The sequence below is a fragment of the Escherichia sp. E10V5 genome (assembly GCF_004212315.1).
Taxonomy (GTDB): Bacteria; Pseudomonadota; Gammaproteobacteria; order Enterobacterales; family Enterobacteriaceae; genus Escherichia.
Window position 1 is genome coordinate 1 of the sequence record NZ_RHJM01000034.1, and the last position, 23325, is coordinate 23325.

24 protein-coding genes and 3 pseudogenes are annotated in these 23325 nt (G+C 48.2%); 2 read left to right on the forward strand and 25 right to left on the reverse strand.

All coding sequences use genetic code 11. From position 1 onward, the window contains the following. Positions 1-265 (forward strand): annotated as a pseudogene (locus D9738_RS20745) (integrase); the annotation flags it as partial. Between the two features lie 51 nt (positions 266-316). On the opposite strand, the gene D9738_RS20750 reads toward D9738_RS20745, so the two are convergent. The 22 genes and pseudogenes from D9738_RS20750 to daaA form a co-directional block, all read right to left on the reverse strand. After that, positions 317-2056 (reverse strand): AAA family ATPase, encoded by a 1740-nt coding sequence (locus tag D9738_RS20750; protein ID WP_130261064.1) that lies wholly within the window; start codon positions 2054-2056, stop codon positions 317-319. A gap of 117 nt (positions 2057-2173) precedes the next feature. Continuing rightward, a complete protein-coding gene (locus tag D9738_RS20755) occupies positions 2174-2395 on the reverse strand; it encodes a PerC family transcriptional regulator (RefSeq protein WP_130261128.1) in 222 nt (73 codons plus the stop codon). Positions 2396-2476: 81 nt separating this feature from the next. Further along, positions 2477-2743: pseudogene (locus D9738_RS20760) on the reverse strand (ParB/RepB/Spo0J family partition protein); the annotation flags it as partial. Positions 2744-2931: 188 nt separating this feature from the next. After that, the gene (locus tag D9738_RS25265; protein WP_130261065.1) at positions 2932-3237 is read right to left on the reverse strand and encodes a hypothetical protein; all 306 of its coding nucleotides are present in this window, start codon (positions 3235-3237) and stop codon (positions 2932-2934) included. Positions 3238-3302: 65 nt separating this feature from the next. Next, positions 3303-5048 (reverse strand): nuclease-related domain-containing DEAD/DEAH box helicase, encoded by a 1746-nt coding sequence (locus D9738_RS20775; protein WP_130261129.1) that lies wholly within the window; start codon positions 5046-5048, stop codon positions 3303-3305. A 230-nt stretch (positions 5049-5278) separates the two neighbouring features. After that, positions 5279-6480: pseudogene (locus tag D9738_RS20780) on the reverse strand (GIY-YIG nuclease family protein). Positions 6481-6675: 195 nt separating this feature from the next. Further along, a complete protein-coding gene (locus D9738_RS20785; RefSeq protein WP_130261066.1) occupies positions 6676-7077 on the reverse strand; it encodes a hypothetical protein in 402 nt (133 codons plus the stop codon). Positions 7078-7645: 568 nt separating this feature from the next. Next, positions 7646-7867 carry a hypothetical protein gene (locus D9738_RS20790; RefSeq protein ID WP_240780605.1) on the reverse strand — a complete coding sequence of 74 codons (222 nt, stop codon included), beginning with the start codon at positions 7865-7867 and terminating at the stop codon, positions 7646-7648. Next, entirely contained in the window at positions 7845-8087 is a 243-nt protein-coding gene (locus D9738_RS20795; protein ID WP_130261067.1) for a hypothetical protein, read from the reverse strand. The genes D9738_RS20790 and D9738_RS20795 overlap by 23 nt, the downstream gene beginning before the upstream one ends. A 180-nt stretch (positions 8088-8267) precedes the next feature. Continuing rightward, complete coding sequence (locus D9738_RS20800) at positions 8268-9062, reverse strand: hypothetical protein (RefSeq protein WP_130261068.1); 795 nt, start codon at positions 9060-9062, stop codon at positions 8268-8270. Positions 9063-9196: 134 nt separating this feature from the next. Beyond that, entirely contained in the window at positions 9197-9967 is a 771-nt protein-coding gene (locus D9738_RS20805; RefSeq protein ID WP_130261069.1) for an EAL domain-containing protein, read from the reverse strand. Then, positions 9957-10598 (reverse strand): hypothetical protein, encoded by a 642-nt coding sequence (locus D9738_RS20810; protein WP_130261070.1) that lies wholly within the window; start codon positions 10596-10598, stop codon positions 9957-9959. Before D9738_RS20810 ends, D9738_RS20805 begins: the two co-directional genes overlap by 11 nt. A gap of 73 nt (positions 10599-10671) precedes the next feature. Continuing rightward, the gene (faeJ, locus tag D9738_RS20815) at positions 10672-11445 is read right to left on the reverse strand and encodes a F4 (K88) fimbria accessory protein FaeJ (protein WP_130261130.1); all 774 of its coding nucleotides are present in this window, start codon (positions 11443-11445) and stop codon (positions 10672-10674) included. 16 nt (positions 11446-11461) lie between these two features. Then, on the reverse strand, positions 11462-12226 hold the full coding sequence (gene faeI, locus D9738_RS20820) for a F4 (K88) fimbria minor subunit FaeI (RefSeq protein WP_130261071.1): 765 nt from the start codon (positions 12224-12226) through the stop codon (positions 11462-11464). A 30-nt stretch (positions 12227-12256) separates the two neighbouring features. Then, the gene (faeH, locus tag D9738_RS20825; RefSeq protein ID WP_130261072.1) at positions 12257-13054 is read right to left on the reverse strand and encodes a F4 (K88) fimbria minor subunit FaeH; all 798 of its coding nucleotides are present in this window, start codon (positions 13052-13054) and stop codon (positions 12257-12259) included. 201 nt (positions 13055-13255) lie between these two features. Further along, positions 13256-14041: a hypothetical protein gene (locus D9738_RS20830; RefSeq protein WP_130261073.1), complete on the reverse strand. Its 786-nt coding sequence runs from the start codon at positions 14039-14041 to the stop codon at positions 13256-13258. 96 nt (positions 14042-14137) lie between these two features. Continuing rightward, positions 14138-14935 (reverse strand): hypothetical protein, encoded by a 798-nt coding sequence (locus tag D9738_RS20835; RefSeq protein WP_130261074.1) that lies wholly within the window; start codon positions 14933-14935, stop codon positions 14138-14140. A gap of 238 nt (positions 14936-15173) precedes the next feature. Continuing rightward, entirely contained in the window at positions 15174-15665 is a 492-nt protein-coding gene (gene faeF / locus D9738_RS20840) for a F4 (K88) fimbria minor subunit FaeF (RefSeq protein WP_130261075.1), read from the reverse strand. A 34-nt stretch (positions 15666-15699) separates the two neighbouring features. Then, positions 15700-16491, reverse strand: a complete 792-nt coding sequence (gene faeE, locus D9738_RS20845; protein WP_130261076.1) for a F4 (K88) fimbrial chaperone FaeE — start codon at positions 16489-16491, stop codon at positions 15700-15702. After that, the gene (faeD, locus tag D9738_RS20850) at positions 16484-18943 is read right to left on the reverse strand and encodes a F4 (K88) fimbrial usher FaeD (RefSeq protein WP_130261077.1); all 2460 of its coding nucleotides are present in this window, start codon (positions 18941-18943) and stop codon (positions 16484-16486) included. The genes faeE and faeD overlap by 8 nt, the downstream gene beginning before the upstream one ends. Then, positions 18943-19485, reverse strand: coding sequence for a type 1 fimbrial protein (locus D9738_RS20855; RefSeq protein ID WP_130261078.1), 543 nt, complete (start codon positions 19483-19485; stop codon positions 18943-18945). Before D9738_RS20855 ends, faeD begins: the two co-directional genes overlap by 1 nt. 7 nt (positions 19486-19492) lie before the next feature. Further along, complete coding sequence (gene daaA, locus D9738_RS20860) at positions 19493-19792, reverse strand: F1845 fimbrial adhesin operon transcriptional regulator DaaA (RefSeq protein WP_001088797.1); 300 nt, start codon at positions 19790-19792, stop codon at positions 19493-19495. A gap of 566 nt (positions 19793-20358) precedes the next feature. Here daaA and D9738_RS20865 point away from each other — a divergent pair. Beyond that, positions 20359-20565 carry a FaeA/PapI family transcriptional regulator gene (locus tag D9738_RS20865; protein WP_130261079.1) on the forward strand — a complete coding sequence of 69 codons (207 nt, stop codon included), beginning with the start codon at positions 20359-20361 and terminating at the stop codon, positions 20563-20565. 604 nt (positions 20566-21169) lie between these two features. On the opposite strand, the gene D9738_RS20870 is transcribed toward D9738_RS20865, so the two are convergent. The 3 genes from D9738_RS20870 to D9738_RS20880 all read right to left on the reverse strand — a co-directional run bounded on the left by D9738_RS20870 (position 21170) and on the right by D9738_RS20880 (position 22795). After that, positions 21170-21583 carry a putative zinc ribbon protein gene (locus tag D9738_RS20870; protein WP_130261080.1) on the reverse strand — a complete coding sequence of 138 codons (414 nt, stop codon included), beginning with the start codon at positions 21581-21583 and terminating at the stop codon, positions 21170-21172. Further along, complete coding sequence (locus tag D9738_RS20875) at positions 21580-21963, reverse strand: putative zinc ribbon protein (protein ID WP_130261081.1); 384 nt, start codon at positions 21961-21963, stop codon at positions 21580-21582. Before D9738_RS20875 ends, D9738_RS20870 begins: the two co-directional genes overlap by 4 nt. Before the next feature lie 262 nt (positions 21964-22225). Then, positions 22226-22795 carry an inovirus Gp2 family protein gene (locus D9738_RS20880; protein ID WP_130261082.1) on the reverse strand — a complete coding sequence of 190 codons (570 nt, stop codon included), beginning with the start codon at positions 22793-22795 and terminating at the stop codon, positions 22226-22228. Between the last annotated feature and the right edge of the window lie 530 nt (positions 22796-23325).

Below are 23325 nucleotides of genomic sequence, written 5' to 3' on the forward strand. Positions count from 1 at the left end.
TTTTGTGATCCACTACAGTGGTCATGGATTCCGGGCGATGGCGTGCAGTACATTGATTGAATCAGGTTTGTGGCCCCGCGATGCAGTGGAACGTCAGATGAGCCATCAGGATCGTAATGGCGTACGTGCTGCGTATATCCATAAAGCAGAACATCTGGAAGAACATCGACTGATGCTACAGTGGTGAGCAGATTGTCTGGACACAAACAAAGAAATAAATATCTCCCCTTTCGATTACGCCAAAGGTAACAATCCTCTAAAATAATGGGAAAAGAGTCCGAGCGAGTGTTCGGACTCTTTCTCTTAAAAACTATAACTAATGTGCAAGTATTTCCTGTAAATGTCTTATAATAGGGACTTTATTTATTTCACGGTCGGACATATTTGGCTTTAGTATCGTTTTCCAATACATATTCGCATTAAAAGGTTTACTTCTATCCCCACAATCAACAAATCGTAAATGTTCGGGAATACTATCATCCTGGTGAGCTGGTTCAAAAGTTATATTGTGAGTCCTGAACAATCCAATACACCCATTCATTTTAATTATATCCTCTTTGTATTGCTCAGAAATTTTTTTCTGAATTCCCGAATCGAAATAAGGATTTCCATTTTTATCAAGAGAGATTATCTTTGATTTATCTGTATCACAGATAATATGATATTTAATATTAAACTGGGAAAATATTTTCTGATAAAATGGAATGTTATTGACTGTACCGCAGTTCAGAACAAAAATATTTTTATTTGATGAAAACTCTTGGAAATAAGCCCTACAAATTATTTCCTCTGTTGGGCCTTCAATTAATAAGACCTCATCTGCATAAAATGACTCACATATATAAGGATTAAATCTCAGCACCTCATACATTTCTTGTTTGAGCTCATCATTAGTAATTATCCCTTTAGCATCCTTTAAAAAAGAATCATTGATTTGGTAAATTTTTGTACCTTTAGAATTGTTAACCAACCGTATTATTGATGATTTAGGTTTAGAAAGATCTATCATGGCTGAAGAATGTGATGCACAAAGTACCTGATATGGCAACTCCTCAACGCTGACCTGATATATTAATTCTCGTAACTCTTTAACTATTCTTGGATAAAGAAACAACTCTGGTTCTTCAAATAGCACCATATAGTCTTTTCTTCCTTTTTTTCTCTCGAATCTTTCGGCTACGTCTCTCATGAGTAGCAAAGTAAATATAGCTGTTCTAATCGTTCCATGCCCTACACTACTATAATTTGATGGAATTGCGTCATCATACTCACCGTATTCGTTCTTTTTCATAAACTCAATTTCAAAATCCCTACCGAGTTTATTTTCAGTCCAAACCACTCTGTCCTTTTTATCTTTAAAACATATTGATGTATCAAAAAATATTTTATTGAAATATCCATTAACAGAGTTTTGATATGCTTCTATCACTCCGGAGTCATACATTTTATCTTGCAGTTCTTTTATCTTAGCTTGTGCTATTCTTAACTCCTCAAGATCTGATGATTTTAGCGTACTTTCTGCCATCATCTTAAGTATTTCATTAAGAATCTTTTTTGCCTCTTCTTCTGTTGGCATTGCTTTAATAAATACAGGCTTCGGCAAACATGATTGAAATACCGAGTGCAACCCAATTGTTGCATAACCAACTTCATCATATTGCTCGTTAGAGTAATTATAAGTATAATTTCTACATTCTATTTTTGAGTTATTCTTACTCCAAACCTTTTTAATTTTTATATACCCATTATGCAAATACTTCTTATAACTATCTTTTTGTTTGGGTGCTTTTATTTCAATTTTACCTTTATCTAAATCATCAAGCTGAACTTCTAGTTCAAATTCAATAGGTAAATTATCGTTACGTTTAAAGAAATCATTAATATCAGGTTTTTCATCATAATAGAAAAACAAATAAGCCTTTAAAAAAGTGGATTTCCCGGCATTATTTGCCCCATATATAAAAAGCGTGTTCGTATCTTTAAAAATGATTTTATTATTATCAAGGCCACCTGAAATAGCCCTGAAGTTATTCACGCTAAAAAATGATATCTTCATAAAGCTCCTCGATTACAAAAAAATGAACAACGAATTCCCACAACTAAATATAAAACAGCACTTCAGAAGAATTTTTTTATTGCATCTTAGGTTTTGATTTTTTAACCCTCATTTATTTCAACGCAGTATCTTATCTGCAGCTTTCGCCAATTTGCTGATATCCAGCTTCACTGGTAATGTCGGCGATGATATCTGCGTCAGACAATACTCCCGTCGCAACAACCACCACTCCCGTTGTGCTTCTGTACATTCAAAATTACCCACAATAAAAAGCCAGCGGATGGAAGCTCTGCGCCAGTAACCTGCAGCCTCCAGTTTCAGTGCAATCGTGTCTTCCACAACTTTCGGGCTATTCTTTTTCCTGCTCAAAACATCAACTCACTGAAATAATACTCATATCTGACGGCCTCAGCGAACCGTTCATGCCGTACTGAAAGCCTCTTCCTGAAACAGCTCTGTCAGTTCGCTAATCGGTTTCAGTCTCAGCACTTCATCCTGGTCCATCCCCAGTTCTGTGCCAATATGCTCATCTGTCCACCCCAGACGCGAAAGGTCCCTGACAATATCAGACATTGAGGTTATTTGATGGTTACCCCTAGCCCGGTTATGCCGTATGGTGACCGCCATACGTGTAGCCTGTCCCTTTCTCTCCGGATTAATACAGGCTACAAGCAGCCAGCCCTTCATTCAGGCCACTTAATCCTGTTGTATGCATCCGGGCGTGCCGGGTGTGTCAGTTTGCTGATTTCATCGCGCAGGGCAGCATAATCCGGTAATGACCGGGGGTCACCACCTGTTTTCAGTTTCACTTCAGAAGTCATCGGCAGATTCAGTATTGCTGTATTAAATCATGATTAATAGTTACGGAAAGAACGTTAGTGTGATACCGGGACTCGGGAAAGATATTCCACTGCACGGATGATTACCGACGTGACATCCCACCGCCGTTTCAGAACCGATAACAGTTCATGAAGGTTTCTGATATAACGCTCAGTGGATAGCCGTTGTCCGTCCCTGATTAAATGAAAACCTGACTGATTACAGGTAATGGTGATATGACAGGTATCGTTGCCAATATATACGGCTTCCAGATGTCTGAATCTGACATTCCAGTGCCAGGAGTACGGCGAATGGTTCAGATAAAAAAGACGCATCTGAATATCGTTAAATAACGGGTTCATGGCGAATTAAATAAACCTGATAATAACAGTATGGTGAAATCCCGGAATAAAGAAATGGTCCGGTATTATGCAAAATCCTCAAGGTGGCGACTGATACTGTTTTCACGGTAACAGGTCACCAGTAATTCACGGGTTGCCCGGGTGAATGCCACATAAAGCACCGGAATCACTTCAGACTCATCCGCAGCACCAGAATGAACGAAAGAAGCATTGATAACCGCCACATACGGAAACTCCAGCCCCTTACTGCTCTGGTACGTCAGTAAATGCACCACATCCTTGCGTCGCGAGTATGTCTTCTTGCCTTCCTTGTCAAAGCAGGTGGCAAAAGGTATCCCACGCTGTGTCATAACCTCTGTCAGTTGTTTCACTGAAAACTCTGCCGGACACAGCACAGCCATATCACTCCAGTGACCGCACAGGGCATGGCGCTTCTCCAGCCAGTCTGCAACCTGTCTGGCTTCATCACGTTCAGAAGCACAACGCAGGATTTCCGGCTCTGTGCCTTCTTCACCGCCTGCCTGTGGCTGAACGAGCGGTATTTCACGGTTCTGATGTTTTTCAAAATACTCGCGGGAGAATGCATAAGCAAAGTGCAGAATGCGTTTCGGATTACGATAATTGACCGGCAGGACAGAAGTGCGTCCCTGTGCCTGAATCCCCACACTGGCCAGAGAAAAGTTCAGAGCCCGCTCCCGCCGATAAATGGACTGGGCATCATCGTACATCAGGAGCAGTGAACGGGATGCGTTATCAAACAGACGGGCAATCAGGGCCAGCCAGCGACTGTCAAAATCATGCCCTTCATCCACCAGTACAGCATCATATCCGGTGTCGGTGATTTTCCCGCTGTTCACAGCCTCTTCCAGTGTGCTGAAGCATTTCTCCGGGTAATCCTTTCTGTCAGCCGTCACCTGAATACCGTGGCGTTTTATCATTGAGGCACACCAGCTATGAAAATGAGATACCGTAACCCGTGACGTCAGCCCTCTGACATCAATGCATTCCCGCAGATAACTGGCCAGAGTAATGTTGTAGCACAGCACCAGAATCTTTCCGGGCGTGGTTTCAGCCAGGTAAAGACAACGGAATAAAAGAATCATGGTTTTTCCGGAGCCGGCCACACCATGAATGACACGATGCCCGTCACCAATATTTCTGGCCAGAATCTCCTGCTGAATATCCATGATTTTGATTTGTGAGTTCTGTTTCACGGTCACTTCAGGAAACAGATGGGCGCGCAGAATATCTCTCATCCGGGGTGTCACCCGGGTTCTAAATCCCGTGGTAAACATCCCGGCAATTTTTTGCCGGAATACCTCAGGTAAAACAGACTGCGTCATCTCATCCTGACAGATTGTCTGTGCTGAAGGAAAAATCTTTTCCACCGCATTCTCATCATTCCCTGCCAGTGTCTTCAATTGCTGACGGGTAATGCGGGTAAACACCACACCATACGCCCAGGCCAGGTTCAGCCGTCCCTTATACTGACCGTCATTCTGCCGTAAGCACGGGTCTGAGGGTAAGGCATTAACAGTATCACAGGCATAACGACGAACCTGTACCAGCGGATTTATTTCTGATTTCAGAAGACCATCAGTTTCAAGGGTGACCTGCTCCTGATTTGCCTTACGTAATGTGGATACACTCCAGTCCTTGACCTCCAGAAATACCAGCCCGTTCTCCGGGTCAATAATGACAAAATCAGGATGTCGGTTTTTCCGTCCCACCGGAATATCGTACCAGACAAGGCAGTCATCATTCAGAAAGCTCTCCAGTCGTGAAGCCACCCTCCTCTCCCCGGGCGTCATTCTCTCCTCAGTGGACGCCGATACATTTATCAGTTTCGCCATAAACGCACCTTAATCTGCGAAAAAATAATCACCACCGACACCCACGGCGTTATATCGTGGGTGTCGCTTTATTCAGAAATAAAAAACAGAATCATTAACATGACTGGAATACTGTGAACCATGCTGCAGGATATCTGCAGATATCCCTTCTGTTATATCCGGCCGGGATAAAATCAGAACACTGATTGTCAGGCAGCTTCATTTTCCGCGTACTCCAGACTCTGCAGATACTGCAGCGCCGCCGGGTCAGCCACATATTCCACCTGCCCGTGGTGACGCTCCACTTCATTAATGATTTTCTCAAGCTTTACGCGGAAAAATTCTTTACGCAGGTTAATCTTGTTGATGCGGTATTTTTCCAGACTGTCATGAAGTGTTTTTTCCAGCGCAGGCGCATCATCACAGGAAATCATGGCGTGAACATCAAAATCAAACGGAACAGAAGCATCACTTAACTCTTTTACCCTGTCCATGGGTTCCAGCCGTCGGGTCATGCCAATTTTAAAGACATTCTCACCAAACGAACCAATATTCGAAATGATATAAACATGCCCCTGTTTCGTAAGCTGAGCCATGGATTTAGCACGTTCATATTGAGCATGCGCTTCCTGAATTTTCTGTTCCAGCGCCAGGCGTTGTTTCTCCAGCTCCTCCCTGTGAGCCCCTTCTGCGGCACGCAGCGCCTCTTCAATCAGTTTCTGCTGTTCGGCAAGACGCCGTTCCTCCTCTTCCGCTTCCCGCTGGCGCCGATCAAGTTCATCCTGACGCTCTTTTTCTTCACGCATCTGACGCTTAAGCTCTGCCTGATATTCCTTCTCTTCCTGCGCTTTTTCCAGCAATGCCACTTTATCCAAAAACTGTTGCCTGACACTATCCCAGTCAGAATTATCTTCCAGGTTAAGAAAAGCAATTTTCTCACTGACAGCAACGTAAGCCTCTCTTTCCTTACGAAGCTAGTCATATTTGCTTTGCCAGTTATTAATCGTTACACCGGCCAACAGAGTCTTCGCCTTAAATTTCCAGGCGGAATCAACAATCCGTTGCATTGCACGGCTGGCCTTCTGTCTGGCGGTATGAAATTCCTCACGACGTCTGGCTAGTTGCTCCTTTTCCTGTCGTATTCCCCGGGCTATCGCGGCATTGACAGTTTCATTAAAACCCCGCTCTCTCTGAACCAGCTCTGAAACGGCCTGTTCAAATGCTGCTGTTTTCTTTCTGAGTCTCCGGTAAATAAAAAAACGAAGTAAAATTGCAAATACAGTAAGCAAACCAAAAAACAAACCAATAACACCTGCCGGATTCGATACTGCATCAATAAACCGCCATTAAGATTTATCAGCGCCCTGACCGCCACATAAATCCCCCAGAAAATAACGCAAATTAAAATCAGTACAAATCCCGCTGCATTATCATCTTTTTTTTCTTGCCATGACTTTCCTTTATTTTCCTTCTCAGTAACTGAATATTTATGATTAACGCCCTCCGGAAATATTTATACCCGGAAGGTTGTCCGGCTTTATGATGCCCGCCACTACAGAATTAACTGCAGGCTGAGCACAGATTCCTCTGCTATTTCAGTGTCAGATTAATACTGATTACCGGAACAAATGGGCAGATGCGTAAATCCGGGTTTGCTGGCCATATAAAGCGGCGCACAGGTAGGGTTGCGGGGTTCAGTGACCGGCACAGCCTCATTTTTCTCAGCCACCGACGGTTGTGACACCTTCCGGACAGCCGCTGATTTTTTCTTCTGAACCGGCTTCGTGGTGACCGGTGATTTCACCTGACGTTTGGCGGGTGCCACGCCATAACCGGAACAAAAGCGCTTCGACTGACTCAAACTTCCGTCATTGCAGACAAAACGTCCGTCTGACGTGCAGTGTGAAATACCACCTTTAGCACCCGAGCAGGGCTTTCTTCCCCGTGCTGCATCTGCCTGAACAGAAAATAAAATACCTGCTAATAGAAGATATATAAATTTATTCAATCGAATATCCCCGAATAATCATTTAGCATTTTTAATTATTAAATTTACAGAGTTTCGGTCAATTCCTGCATCTTCACCACCTGGCTCAACTTTCTCCTTGTTCGTTGTACCAGCCAGTTCCTTACCCGGATCAGGCTATTTGTTTTCATAAGTATTGTCTCCGCTCAGCAATCTGAAGAGATAAAGTCAATAATAATGCAGAAATCAGCACCCGAGATGTAAAAGACCGATGGTTCCAGAATGAGTTTTGCGCTTCAGAGATCACACGCCTGCAACATAATTTTTAGCAAAACAAAAAACTTTATTCATTATATGTCAACAATTGTCCAGCAACCTCCTGTCGATGCCTCCCACCATTTTTGCAATAGCACGCTACCGCCCTCCCGGAATTTACCTGCGTCACCAGGCACCAGAGTCCTGAGCAAAAAATCAACCATTTTCGACTGATTTAAATTTGATCATTATGGAATAATGATCAACAAAACATTAATATTACAGATATATCGAACAATACAACAGCAGCATACTGCTTATTATTCTGACAATGATCACAAAACCAAAACACCGGTCAGCCCACTGATTTTGTTGCTGAACCCGGTATATCCACCGGTTTTCCACAGCCAGGGAAGAAGGGGGCATCATAAGGCGTGATAGTGCCTCCGAACTCCACGACTCCCTGAAAGCCCCCACCGGACTGCCATCCGGTATCAGCAGAGACTTTTCCGCAAATTAATAAAGAAAGAGAAAAGACAATAATAAGTAAAATATCAATTACAGCATTCTGACGCACGTCCACTCCCCTCTGAGACACCTTCACCTGCATTATTCACTCGTGGTGAAATTTCTTTTATTTTTCTGTAAACCTCTCTGAAATCATCTTCCACCATCACATGTCCCTCAACGCCACTGATATGAATCTCACATAAAATGCCTTTCTGAAGAACGAAGGTGATGTCTTTTATATTCATCAGAAGATTTTCCCCCTGCCTGCTGACAAAATGAATAAACATCGCCGCCTATCAGACATAAAATCCACTGAAAAAACACCGTACACAGCAAAACCACAGAGCCCTGATATTAAATGTTGCACACTATAGTCTATTGTGGTTGTCCGATATTTCACGCACAACCACAACACAATACTTTCAGTCAGTAATAAAACTTACTGACATGTATTCATGAATAATAACTTACTGATAGGTTACAGTAATCGGGAGGGATGCCTTCCACGTAACAGAAGAGTTTCCTTCTGCCGGAGTATTAAGAGCAATACTGATAGTCTTACCTGCCTCAATACCTGCACCATAAGCTGATTTGAACATATCAGCTTCGTCCACGAAATACTCATTATCAGAGATATTTCCAGCCAATATCTTTCCAAGAGGTGTTTTGGCTGTGTATTCATCATCAAGGGACTTGATTAGATTGTAGGCAGACTCCACACTTGAACGAACAGCGTTTGTTGTTTTTCCCAGTCCGCCAAAATAGGCTCCTGTCGCAGATGACATAAGCTGAACGGACCCTGTGTTATTACCATCATCCCAGGACGAATAAGCAGCGGCACTAAACAATGTTGTCATGATACCAATTTTATCTCCGGATTCATTATGAACGTCCAGAGTCAGTGTTGTGATACCATTTGAAAATGAATTTACATCAACAGCATTATTCTCATAAGTAATTTGAGGAATAATATTACCGCTTGCAATACCTGCAAAACCGTTTTCATCCGCATTACGGATACCCAGTACAGGAATGGCTTTCTTAACAACGATATCTACATTCTGCTGACCTTTCTGAATTTGAGCATCCAGATTGGTTACTGTATCCCCCGTTTTCACCTCCCATAGGGTAACTTTCTCCGCTGGAGTCAGGGTACCTCCAAGTTCAACAGAACCACCACTACCGTTCGGAGTCCACGCCATTGCAGACCCGGATGTCATAAAAGAAGCAGTTACAGCTAGTACGATCAGCGTCTTTTTCATAAAAAAAACCATAATATTTCATAAACATTAAACTGAAAGTAGTAACTCTGGTTCATATAGAATTACCGCAAAGCTACCCTCTGCTATCTGACATATACAGTCACATTAATATTATTTGTTAGAAATTTTATGCTTCAGAGTAGCTTTACATTATTTCCACAACAAAATATGTCCATCTTTTCCGGCCTGCCGAAATAAAACCCCTGCAGATAATCCACTCCCAGAGAGCACAGACAGTTCACCTGCGCCTGTGTTTCCACACCTTCTGCCACCGTATCAATACCCAGCTTTCCTGCCAGCCCGACAACACTTTCCACGATATGCCGGGATGTCTTTTCACTCAGAATGTCCTGTGTGAAGCTCTTGTCCATTTTTATATAACTGACCGGGAAGTGCTTCAGGTACGACAGTACGGAACATCCGGTTCCGAAATCATCCAGCGCAAATGCCACTCCGGCATCACTCAGCCGGCTCAGTTTCTCTTCGGTCTGTCTGTCCATGTTAAACGGCCGCTGCTCCGTCAGCTCCAGAACCAGATGTATGCTGTCATGCCCTGCCAGCGCCAGACACATCTGAGTGAACTCACGCTCAGCCAGCAGGGCCGGCGTCACGTTCACGGCAAGCCGGAAGTCACGCGGCAGCATGGCTTTAATCTCAGAAAGTCCGGCCACCGCACGGTTCAGAATTTTTTCCGTCAGAGGCAACAACAGACCGGCAGATTCCACCCGGTTAATGAAATATGCCGGCGGAATGATTTCGCCTGCAGGCATGTGCCAGCGAACCAGAAGCTCTGCACCGGACACAGTAAAGTCTGATGCAGAAACCACCGGCTGGAGATACGGTTCAAACTCCCCGTTAATGAGCGCACGCATCAGCCTGTCTGCGGATACAAAATCACTGTCCATACTGTCGGTCTTCCATTTTATGAACCTCCCGGTCCAGCCCGGTCATCAACAGCATCCTGAAATCCCTGACGCCCACATTCTCTGCCAGCCGAGCATAATGCCAGTACAACCCCCGTTCACTCTGTTTCAGATTCAGGGGACGGTCTCTTCCTCTCTCCGAAAGGCGCTTCAGTGCCTGTCGTTGTCCGGACGTCAGGCGGAATTTACCGGTACGGGCTGTCTTTCTGTTCAGTGCCATGCGGACAGTTCTTTCCAGGCACGACAGCGGCATGCATCCGCTGTACACCGGGCAGATATTTCGCAACACCTTCAGCATTTCCAGCCTCTCCGGTACCAGAACCAGCATTTCACCGGACATTTCTGCCCTCAGTTCACGTATCCAGGACAGATGACGCCCCCAGCCCGCAACAGGCTCTGCACTCAGCGCCACAATTATCAGGTCCCAGCCATGCCGGGTGCAGGGATACCCAGGAGGTACACGGTAAACGTTGTGTCCCTGTGCTGATAACCGATGCCACAACCCTGTCAGCTCATACCAGCAGGTTCCGGTCAGAAGGATTTTTTGTCTCACACTTACGACCTTCACCATATCAGTACCGCACAGAACATCACCAGTGTCAGTACCAGACATGTCATACAGGCTGCTGCCACACAGACACCAACCACCCACCACATCGGTATTAACACTTTTCGTTGCCGGGCCATCAGAAGTACACCACCACCGGCGTCAGATTACCCTGCCAGCGTTTTACCGGCTCCTCAGCGCCGGGGAAATTCACCCGCACATCACTCAGGGATGTCACCCAGACACCGGCAATATGCTGTCTGCCATTCTCCTGTGACAACAGCGACTCAGCTCCTGAAATAAACGCATCAGGACGCGCGGTTAACCCGGCATAGTCCGGGGTCCATTCATAGCCGTTCACCTGCCATAACTGACGTTTCACCTGTTTTTCGGCCTCCGGCGTCACCTCTCCGCTGACCACGCTCCAGCCCTGACCGGCAGTGACATTGTCCTGCCATGCCAGAAGATGGCGCATCGTGAACGTGATTTCCCCGTATCGCACCTGCCCCCGGGCAAGCTCTCCCCGGGCCGCAATACGGGGAGATGATGGCGCCACCTGAAGCAATGTCACTGACGGCTGCAGCCCCGGACGAGCAGTTGTCAGCGATGTGGTATGCCCGCCAAGAATATAAAAATCCTGCCCTGCCCGGCTTTCACTGACCATGCCACCTTTACCCGCTGCCAGGCCAGCCTGCACTGCATCAGGAGAGCTCATCCGCACAGCGCGGGGCTGCCACTGCCAGGAAACTTCAGGAACATACAGCGTGCCGCTGAATTCCGTCACGCCCACAGTCATTCCCTCCTGCCAGTGGCCCGGCGGAATAGTCAGGGGTTGCGCCAGCACACTGGCTGAAGTCAGAAAAAACAGAGCCGGAAACATACCGGACTTCAGACGATGAATAATATTCAGCACCGGACCGTCCTCCTGCTTACTGGTACTCAATACTTACCGGCAGTGACGCCCGCCAGCGTTCCGGCATCATGCCGTTCAGACGTAATTCACCACTGCCTGCCACAGTCTGTGCACCATACGCACCTTCAACCTGACGCAGGGAGGCATCACTGAAATGACTCACACCTGAATAACCACTGACGGTCATTGTCTGCAGCCAGCCGGGGGCTTCGCCACTGAACATCTTCTGCAGAACACCCGGAATATCAGAAGTCTTCATGGCTGCGCTTTCACCAGGCAGGCCATTCACATTCAGGTCGTCATACACGCCGGCATACACCGACTGCCCGTCCTTCACATGGCGCAACACCCCCGCAGCCTGCATTCTGAAAACAAATGTGCCTGCCCGGGCGTTATTATCTCCGGTGACAGGCAGCGTCACCTCCGCCATGCCTGGTGCTGTCCATTCAAGCGAAAATCCCTCAGTACCCTTTCCATAACTGACCCGGGGAGAAAGCCCCTCACGTCCTGCCGGCATGGTCAGGGTGGTTTTTCCCAGTAAAACGGTCATCGCCGGCAGCGCGACCGGAATTGCCTGCTCACCGTCACGAACACCGCGGCTCTGTTTAACCTCCAGGCCTTCATTTCCCTGTCCGACTTTCCACACCCACGGGTTACGGGTGCTGGTCACGGCCCCTTCCAGCTTAAGCTCTCCGCTGAAATCTTCTCCCGGCGTGTTCCAGGCCAGTACGCAGGAAGGCAGGAGGCTGGCAGCAAACAGAAACAACGTCATCTTTTTCATTTCTCTTCTCTCCTTATATCCCTGCAACCATCACTGTACTGTAACCGTCACATTCATCCCCGCCTGCCATGCTGCAGGTGTACCCTCCGCCGGCAACCGCAGTTCAAAATCCGACACGACAGAGGCATATGCCGCAGCCAGATTCATCACCCGACCGTCAGCCAGTACCCCCTGAGAGATGACCTGACCATTGTCTGCGGCACTCATGCCATTGCCAAAACCCTGGTTCATCAGAAGTAATGTGGAAAGGCGGGTTTTAAGCCACTGTGGCAGCGTTCCTGACTGTACATCCGTCACGCTCTGTCCGCCGACCAGCGACATCCCTGCCGGCACTGTCGCCCCCTCTTCCTGTGCACCGGCACTGACGGCCATTCCCTGATTCAGGGTGAAAGAAAGCTGTCCCGACACGTTTCCCGTCTCCGGGTCACGCACCGGGACAGAGGCGCGAAAGCGTTGCGCCGTAGTGCCACTGCCTTCCTTTACGGCGAAAGGCTGTCCGTTACTGCTGAAGGTAATAAATGGTGTGAATCCGGGACCACCACGCTCAGCCACCTCATGCAGATGTCCCTCCAAAAACGGCAGAGCCCCTTTATCACGCAAATTAAAAACCAGTTGCCCGTTCTCTGCACGCGCATCAGCAGTATCCACTGCCCAGGTCTGGTCCGGTGAACTTATTTGCCAGGTCCATTTGGGAGCTTCGTCAGTGACAAAACCATTAAACTGAATTTCGCCACCATCAAGAATATCTGCATGTGGCGCTGCCGAATAAAACAGGACCACTGAAATAATGGCTGAAAGAAGGGATTTATAATGATGCGCTATTTTCATTGTTATTTACTCTGCTCTGTTCCGGAGTACATAAAAATAAAAACCAGTTCATTCAAAAGTCTTCCCACTGAAAACAATACAGAGCCAACATGCGTCACAGCGCATACCGATAGGAAAATATCTGTTCCGACATAGCTGCTCCGTATATACATCACGCCATTCCCAGCGTGATGTATTTTTATCAACTGGTTACAAGCTTAATTACTGGTAAGAAACAGTAACCGGAAGAGATGCTTTCCACTGGATAGGAGCATCGCCGGTAGCAGCCTGATCAAGAGTGATATTGATCAGGCCGCCTTGTTCGATGCCGGACGCATAGAAAGCTGAATATTTTGCATCATTGCCAATACCCGAGAAATATTTGCCTTGGCTTTCAGTTCCCTGGTCGGTAAAGTTATCCATAGAGCCCGGGAAAATTACAGGAGCGATACTCTTAACCTGATCTACATCCAACGCCCCATCATAATTTGTTGACAGCCCACCATTAAACACTTCTCCAGCCTTGTTAATAGAACCAAGACTAAAGTAGTTCCCTTTGCCCGCATCGTTCGTCCAAGAAAGAAGAGCACCTGCTGTAACTTTTGTCGTCAGTGAACCAATTTTATTGGAACCATTATCCTTAACATCAAGTGTCAGTGTGGTTTTGCCTTCCTTAAACTGAGAAGGGTCAATCGCACCATTGAAGTTAACTTGCGGAGAAATACCCTCTGCTCCCTGGAATGGCTGATTAGTCTGAGTACGAATACCCAGAACAGGAATGGCCTGTTCAACTGCAATATTAACCACAGACTGTCCCTTGGTAATATCAGCATCTAGACCAGTTACTGCTGCACCAGTCTTTACTTCCCATGGAGTAACATTTTCTGCTGGAGTCAGCGAACCACCAATATTTACAGAGCCTCCGGTGCCATTCGCTTCCCACGCCATAGCAGAACCGGATACTGCTGCAGAAGCAGCAACCGCCAGTGCAATCAGAGTTTTTTTCATATTCATAATTCCTGATAATTACTCTCTTCTTCCGTCAAGAAGAGAAAAACGCATTACAAAAAATTATTTAATAATTGCTGTCTGTATATAACAGCATTACTGATAAGAAACCGTCACCGGCAACTCAGCTTTCCAGGCAATTTCCGCATCGCCTGTTACAGGATTATCGAGAGCAATCTTGATGGTGTCGTTGGCCAGAATACCTGCACCGTAAGCTGCACTATATTTCGCACCACTGGTAGAGAAATTTGATGACAAACCGCTATCAGCAAATGACATCCCCTGCGCGTCAAAATTAGCCATAATCTCGGTGGAAAGTGCATTAAGAACGTTTTGTGGTGCTTTGTTTGCTTTGCCCCAGTCAGTAGCAAGGCCACCACTAAATCCACGAACAGCACCAGATGCGCTATTAGCCGACATATAGGTATATACATTAGCAAAATCAGAAGCACCAGTAATAGAACCAACGGCTCCTGTATTGAAAGGCGCGGTAAGCGTTCCGATTTTATCGTTGCTGGTACTATCTTTAACGTCCAGAGTCAGGGTGGTGACCCCGCCTTCAAAGGCGTTTAAGTCAATTGCATTTTTAAAATCAATCTGTGGTGCAATACCAGTCTGCCCAAAAAATGCTCTATTACTCGCGGTACGAATACCCAGAGCAAGAATTGATTTATTCACAGCAACGTCAACACTGGACTGACCTTTTTTGATAAGTGCATTCAGATCATTTACGCCATCACCAACCTTGACTTCCCACGGTGTAACAAGATCTTTCGGATTCAGCGTACCGCTGAAATCAACAGAGCCGCCAATGCCGTTCTGAGTCCACGCCATTGCAGAACCGGATACTGCAGCAGATGCAGCCACAGCCAGTGCAATCAGAGTCTTTTTCATAAAATAATCACCTTGACATTTCATAAATAATAAACTGAAATCGGCAATCCTTATTTTTCCGGAATTACCGCAAAACTATCCCCTGCGGATTCATTTAATTAACCGCATTTCATTAAACACTGTGTTTAACTCAGAATAGCTTTACGTTATTCCCGTTTAAAAATACGGTAAATCCCTTTACCAATATGACCCGTTCCGGAGTCACGGATGTATTGCATCTGTTGTCGGAGATGAATTCTCAGTCTTCCACCTGCAGCGCTATCTGCAGATTTCCCCGGTAACTGACCGGGACTTCCAGCTCTGCCGGTGCATCCGTTCTTAACTCAACCAGCTTCTGTGCCTCAGGTACGGTTATCACCACATCCTCCCCCTGCTGTCTGGCACTGAGTGCCACTCTCTTTCCGTCAACCATCAGAGCCGTCTTCAGGGTGATGCGGGCTTCCCCGTTATCCGGCAGAGTCTGTTTCACCGTGATGTTTGCCAGTCCGCCGGAAGCCGGGCGGCTTTCTGCATGCCGGATTATCAGCTCTGCAGGCAACGGGCTGTTACTGCCTGAGCGGTACAGCACCGGGTCTGTCGGTGTACGGGTCACCTTCACCACGCTGTTACCTGACACCTGACCGTTCACCACCCCCAGATACTGCGTTTTCTCGCTGTATTCAGCGGCCTGTGCTGACTGAATACTGAGTGCACTCAGGACCAAGGTGGCTGCCATCATTGTTTTCTTCATTTATTACCCCTCTGTTCCGTGTTCCGGAGGGCGGTTATTTTTTATCTGCCTTATCAGACGGATTAACCGGCGAATCAGATACCTTCTGCCCGGAAGGGGCCGCAGCCTTTTTCTGGTTAATTGTCCAGGTCTGCAGGCTTCCCCAGTCATTCAGGGAGTCCACTTTCACCACATTTCCCTTCACCTGTACTTCATCACCCGGCATGAACATCAGCAGTTTCTGTGCCGTCTCATTATCCGTGGCAATTTTCTTCCCGTTTCCGTCCAGCAGGCTGCCAATCGCAAAAATGTACGGCGTAGTGTTCACCAGCATGGTCCTGCCATCCGGGCGGCTCTGCAGGCTGAGCCCTTCCTCTGCCCCCTTGCGGCCTTCAAGCAGTGCCTTCGGTCGGTAGAACAGTTTCAGCTTCGTGCGCAGCGCCACTGCAATACCGCTGCCCTCCAGAGCCGGCGGAATATCCTGCAGGTTCAGCCAGTACACCGACTCCTTGTCTTTCGGCAGATAGTCCGAGGCCATGATGATACGCAGTGTCTGCTGACCATTCGGCTTCACCTTGAAGAAGGACGGCGTCACCACAAAGGTCGGACGGGTGTCCTTCTCCACGATATTGTCCACCCAGGCCTGCCCCCCAAAGGTACGTTCCTTGTCATTGTTGGTGACCGTGATGGTCAGTGCATCCTTGTCCCCGCGAAAGATATAGCGGGTCTGGTCTGCTGCCAGGGAAGCCATAGCACTCTGACAGGTCATCATCAGCGCCAGCGTCATTCCCAGCGCTTTCGTCACCCGGTTGGTGAAAAACGTCGTTACTGCGTTACGCTTACTCACACGTAATCTCCTGTAGTTTCTCAGTATCCTGCAGTTTCGCCGCAGGTATCCGGCACTGCCCCAGGGTGATATCACCCGGCGCATCCACCGTGTTAATCATCAGCACACCATTGTTAGCTACAAAGCCCAGCGGTGTGTTCTTACTGTCACGTGCCCAGGTTCCCCCCGGCACAAACTCACCGTCACGCTGCTTCACCTGCAGCAGGTAACGCTTAACTTTCAGGGCATCAAATGGCATCCAGACCACCGCCTTGTCCGTCGGCACCACCTTCTGACTGGTATTCGTCAGTTCGGTACTCAGCGGCAGCGTGCCCGCATTAATCGTCACCGTGTTCCAGTCATAGCTGTTCAGCGGCACCACCAGGTTGCCATCACTGTCAGTCAGCCCGTCACCGGACGTCACCTTCACTCCGGGTGTATCCTTCACGTTCACCACGGCCACGGTATCCCCGGTCGTGCGGCTGAACATAATGTCTTTCGCCGCCGGCACTGCCAGTACAGAGCCACTCGCTGACACAGAGCCACTGGTACCTCCGGATGATGACTGGTTCAGAGCCCCACTCAGATAAGCCCGGTCACCGCTGTACGATGCGTTCAGATAACTGCTGGCACCACCATCACCGTCACGACCACCGCCAAAACCATAACTGAAGCGGTCATTCAGCGAGCCTGACACGCCGGTGCTGAAGCCTGTGCCACCGTCTTTACTCGTACTCACCGACGTACTGCTGCTGTAGCGACGGTCAAACAGTGTGAACGGTACCGATACTGACGCCGATGCAGACCAGTTGTTTTCTCCCCGGGTGTTCCGTGAACCGGACCAGCCCAGGTTAAGACTGACGCCCTTAATCTGTGTGCTCAGGGTGCCGGTAATACCTGTATCCTTACCGTTGTCATCGCTGTACCGGTAACTCCCGGTCGTGGATGCGGGGTAATAGCTCCGCTGCCAGCCGGATACCGACAGACTGAACAGTCCACCCACCGGCTGACTGATACCGGCATTCCATTCATCCTTCGTCCGGCGACCATGATTTGACTGCGACCACAGCGCTGTCGGGTCAAAGGAGGACATGTCCTCATATTCCTCACTCTGCCGTGACCAGCTCACCCGCAGCCCGGTCCTCGTCGTCTCCAGTTGTTTACTCCAGGACAACTGCACCTTATTCCCACTGTGGCCGCCGTCACGGTATTTCGCCGTGGCATAAGCCCCGTCAGCAGATACCGCACCCAGGTAACTCAGACCGGCAACCACACCGGCGCTGGCACCCTGCCAGTCCTGGTTAAACACCCCGCCAGCTCGCAGCGTCAGTCCATCCAGACCGTAACCGTATGACGCCGCAAACACGGCACCTTCCATATCACTGTCGTCGTCAGGCAAACCGGCTGCCACACTGAACTCGTGTTGCCCCGGACTTAACTGCCCGGCCATCACCGACAACGGGAAGTTCTGTACCTGCTCACGCCCGTCCTCTCCGGTCACCTTCATGGTTACATCACCACTGGTGTACAGCGGCACATCCGTGATGGAAAACGGCCCTGCCGGTACCATCTCTGAATACAGCAACCGCCCGTTCTGCATCAGTGTCACCCTCGACGGCCCGTTCGCAATGCCGCTGAACACCGGGGTATACCCCAGATTGCCCGGCTTCATGCTGTTGTTCCGGCTCAGCGACACTCCGTACGTTCCCGTACTGCCCAGCAGACTGTCCCCGGTGGATGTTTTCCCGACCGCCAGGTCCGCACTCAGTGCACGGATGGCCCGGGTGGCCGTGAACATGTTTATCGTGGTGGAGTTATCCCCGCTGTCACCGCCGCTGGCCGTGGCAGAAGAGCTCACCACCCAGTGCCCGATATTGGCTTTCAGGTCCGCAGAACCAAAGGCCGAGGTGTTATTGCGACCGGTGTTGGCGTTCGCGTTATAGTTCACGCGAAATGCACTGGTCCCGTAATCCCAGTCCACGTTCTCAGGCATCTTCACAAGCCCCTTCTGGGGAATGGACAGCGCCAGACTCTGGGTGGAAACATCAAAATCCACCTTCACTGACGGCGCTTTTGTCAGCACATAGCACTGTCGTGTGGCGTCATATCCCTCACGAAAGTAATCTGCACTGACGTAAATCCCGGCCTTCGTCAGCCATGCCTCTGTCAGACACAGTTCATTACTGTCCTGTGGCGTCACATCCAGTATCTGTTTCCCGGCCTCCTTCCCGTTCAGGGACAGGTCAACCAGATAACGCCCTGGCGCATAACTGCCGTTCAGGGCTGCCCAGACTTCCGGATTAACCCCGCCCCCCCCCTGGATAAAGGACATATCCAGTTTTTCACCTGCAATACCTGTGGCACTGGCAAAAGCAGCTGATACGGCAAGCGCAAGTGCGGCCCGACGGAAAAACACGGACGAAACCGGCTCTGCGACTGCCTTCTTTCCTGCACACACAACCCTTTTCTCCATTACTGATACGTGACCACAAAGGTCAGTGCACCCGTGTATTCCCCCGCCTTCACGTTCGCCGGAAACACCGGCTGCGCACGAAAACGAAACTGTCCTTTAGCAGCAAACTCCACCGGATAATTCACCGAATGACTGTCCTGAGTCAGACGTCCGCGATAATCAGCCTGTGTATCCACCGCCCGCACATCCACGCGAATACCATCACCGGCACCGCGGGTGACCACGCCCCTTGCATCCAGCTGTCCCGGGTTACCAAAATCCAAGGCGGCGACCTGCCCTGCCTGAAAGGCTGAGCAGCCCTGAACCGTGGCACCGGACTCATACAGACGCACAGTAAAGTCACGCGGAGGCACAGACGCCCCCGTGGACTTGCGGTAAGTCCCGAATGTCAGCCGACCACTGTTGCCGGTGCTGTCCGCATCCACCACCACATGACAGGCCGAAGCCACCACGTCAGCACTGAATACGGTTTTCTGAACAGCGGCGTGAGAAACCCCGCCCCCTGCCAGAAGCAGAAGTACTGAAAGCGATAAATTTTTCATGCAACTGTTATCCCGTATATGGAATACCGGCTTCTGATATATAAAAAGGAACCAGCCTGTTTACCGCCTGATGGGTACGCTGAATACGCCCGAGAGCACCAGAGAAATATCCCTGAGAAACCTCATGTCGTTCACAGGCCTCCCTTCGGGTATAACCCAGAACCAGAAAATCCCTCAGCGCATTAAGAACCTTTTCACTGTGAACCGGAGATATTTCAGCTAATAACCAGAACTGGCTCTCTGACATTTTTCCGGGCGACAAAGTACGCCCGTGCTTCTTGCTCAGATACAGGTCACTGCTGTTCATTTATATCTTTCCAGAAATATAACCAGACAAAAGACGACATAAATCCGGATAACAAAAATGTATTCACACTGCTGCCGTCCTGTTTTCTGCGGAGAAGACTATCACGGTGTTTTATAGCGAAAAACACTAATTTAACGATCTTTATAACCAAACAAAAACAATTTAATAGCACAAAACTCTGTTAAAACCCCGATAAATTAGGATAAAAAACCAAAAACAAAACAAAAAATAGATAAAAAGATCGTTGTTTTTGTAAACACCAATATTGCCTCCCGGACAGTTTTTTTGTTCTTATTTAGATATTCATCAAAAAACAGATCCCCATTTTCATAAAAAACATGAATTTATGACAATAAAAAATATTAAACAGGGAAATTAAAAATACAGAAACAAAAATATGCCCAATCATTAACCACTCAATAAAGCGACAAACAGTCAAAACAGAGCACAACCATCACTAATACTATTTATTTTCATGTGGTTAAAAGGAGAAAGGATGGCAATGGGATTCAACGTAAGTAAGGATGTATAATAAAAGGGATTACAGCTAAGGATGTTAACAGAAGATGAAGAAAAAGCAGATACTGGATTTTGTTCAGAAAATAAAGACACCATGCAGAACGACTGATATTGCCTCGCGTTTTGAAATGAGTGCTTATCAGGCCCGCCATTACCTTATGTGTCTTGAAAAAGAGGGAAAAATAAGGCGTACACCTCTTCGTCGTGGTGCCCGTACTTTATGGGAGGTAGCAAGGGAAACGGAAAAGTATTAATAAAAAAATATGCATTTATTAAGCATAAAATCAACTCACTTCCCTTCTGGCATATAACCATGATTTAACAAACAAAAACTTATATTGTTACTTTACGGCGTTATCTGAAATGTTGCAGAATCGGGTGTCTTTTTATACGACTCTCAGATACAGATTACTGATGCAGTATCCTATGACAACGCCGCATTTTTCTGACTGCTGACCTCTTCGGCCTCATTAGCTGCGATGTCCAGATAAACAACCACCGAAAAAAAGATAGTCAATTCGTGTAAGCATACTGAAGATAATTCCGTATAAATATTCAGCTGACAAAATGCCATCAGTCCATAAAAATCAACGGAAGCACAAATGATTCACCCGGTCATCACCGAACAATTGCAGCCATAACCAGTAGCTATGGTCATTCTGCGTAACTTCGTTAAATACACAAAACATTTGCCCACAGGTGATGATGTTCGTCGATGTCTCTCCTGTCTGAGTGGTGCGTAAAACAGATCGCCAGCAGACGCAGCCAGTGATCCACCGTTTGCGGAACAAAACGCCGGACCGCACGGATCCGGCATAAGCGTTCCTATCATGATAAAGTCATTATGTTGCGTCCTCCTCACTCCAGGTCCCGGAGCAAATCTGGCTGGTACCTGTAAACATACTTTGTACATACCGCTCGGCAATAAATTCCCGTACCACAGGCTTCACAGAACTTCTTCCCATGAAAAGGCTGCCCGCACATCACACAATGCCATATCAGCACGACAGGTAATGGCGATGTTTTTATCGCCATTACCTCAATGTAAGGGTGGGACTTTTCCTGATTCAACACCACGCAGACCGCCTTCTGCTGTGCGGTCAGGGCATGTAAATCGTGTTCAAACCACGCCCCCTGAGCATCTGTCCGCAAAATCAACCGACCACGACAGGAAAGGCAGAAACAATACCTGATATTTCTGCTAAGGGCTGAGGTAGCACTGATAATGTGATCACCCGTCGTGATCCCCAGCCCCGTTTTTAGACCGTTCATCCTGCCACTGCCTCCTCACTGAAACTCCCTGTATGACAGTGTGTACAATAGCATTCCCCATAATAATCGTGCTGGCATTGTCTGCAGTGCCAGCTGGCTTTACGCACTACGGGTAAAGCATCCGGTACCCATTGTTGTAAACGATTAATCAACAGTACTTCTCTGCGCTCCGGTTGTACGTAAGGACATTGCTGCGCGTGCTCTGTCAGCCCTTCGTCAGTGTGTTCAAACCAGGGACGTTCAGTGTTGTATTGCGGATGGTATCTGAGTGAACTGCCACACAGGTGGCAGGTGTAACGATCGTATGGCGCAGCCTGTGCGGTACGGCCTCCGGTCAGACGTCCGTTGCCATCGAATGCAATAAAGGATTTTGCGTACATAGTCATACTCCTCAACCACCAGACGACACGCAGACGTCATCCGTCCCGGTACGGGCAGCGTGGTCAGAGTGTGAATGGCGGCTCAGTTAAAATCTGGACAGGGGGTTGGGTAAAGCAGGCTGGTTGTTGTTACAGCACAGTGGTTGTCACACAATGGAACTCTGGCGTAAAAAACAGCCAGTGGGAGAAAAAATTTATCGTTGCAGCCAAGCAACAGCCCATACTTTTGGTTTTACTGGAGATACTGGTGCGCCAGTCGTACTCAACCCCGGCTACAGCCAAAATTGCGCTCACCGGTGCCGTTCACTTTGCTGTACTCTTTCGCGAGATAAGCAGCACGATCCAGTGCATCCTGGAGACTGGCATCATCGCCACGCTCCAGCCACACCACTGGCCTGGCAGGAAAATTCGCCAGTGTGGCATAGCATCCGGCATCCACCCCCAGGGCACTGCACCACGCCTGTTTAATCATCCCGGCCAGTGACCCCGGATCGCGGTAATCGCCCGCACCACACCAGGTATCACGGTTAAGTAACAGCATCAGGTGATAATGTTTTTTACCTTTACACTCCCCAAACTCCCGGGACCAGACATAATGCAGCCTTGTGGCATGTACGCGTTTACCTTCACGGTGCTTACGTTTCTGGTAAGCATCAATTCTGGCTTTCAGGGCATTGATGAAGCGGGATATCACAGCTGCGTCAGTTGCTGCCGGTACATCCGGGAGACGCAGGTCAACCCGCAATGCCATCAGACGGGGATGGGTATGAAGCGCGTGCAGCACCGTCTCATGGATCCGTTGCTGCCAGAAGGGGTTATAAGTGTGGGCCATGGTTTACTGTCTCCGTATGATTTCGTTCATACGGAATAACCACACCGTAAAAAATGCGCAGCGCCTTTAAAGTGACATACAAATCCACCGCCAGAACTACTGACGAAATGCCCTGACCAGTACAGCCAGTATCATCAGCATCAGCCACAGGTACCGTTATACGGTTCTTTCGTTCCGACTGGTGATGCTGCTGAAGTGATACGAAAAAAGACGGAGCGGAACGATGGTGAAGCAGGCGTTCATGATACAGCATTGCCCGTACTGTGGAGCCGTTGACCCATTCAGCGATTACCGCACACGGATCGCCTGCTCTCTGTACTGATGGCCTGCTGGTACTGGCTGGTTATTGCTGTTGTCATCGTGTATGAGCTGCGGTAACGATGGCGGCAATTACCCGAACAGTGATTTCTGGCAAATACGTGTTCCGGAACCAGCAACAGCGTCAGACAACATGCCATAAGTCGCTGACACCAGTGAACAGGCTCCCCCGGAACGTCTGAATCCTCCCCCGCCAGATACCATTCCCCTTT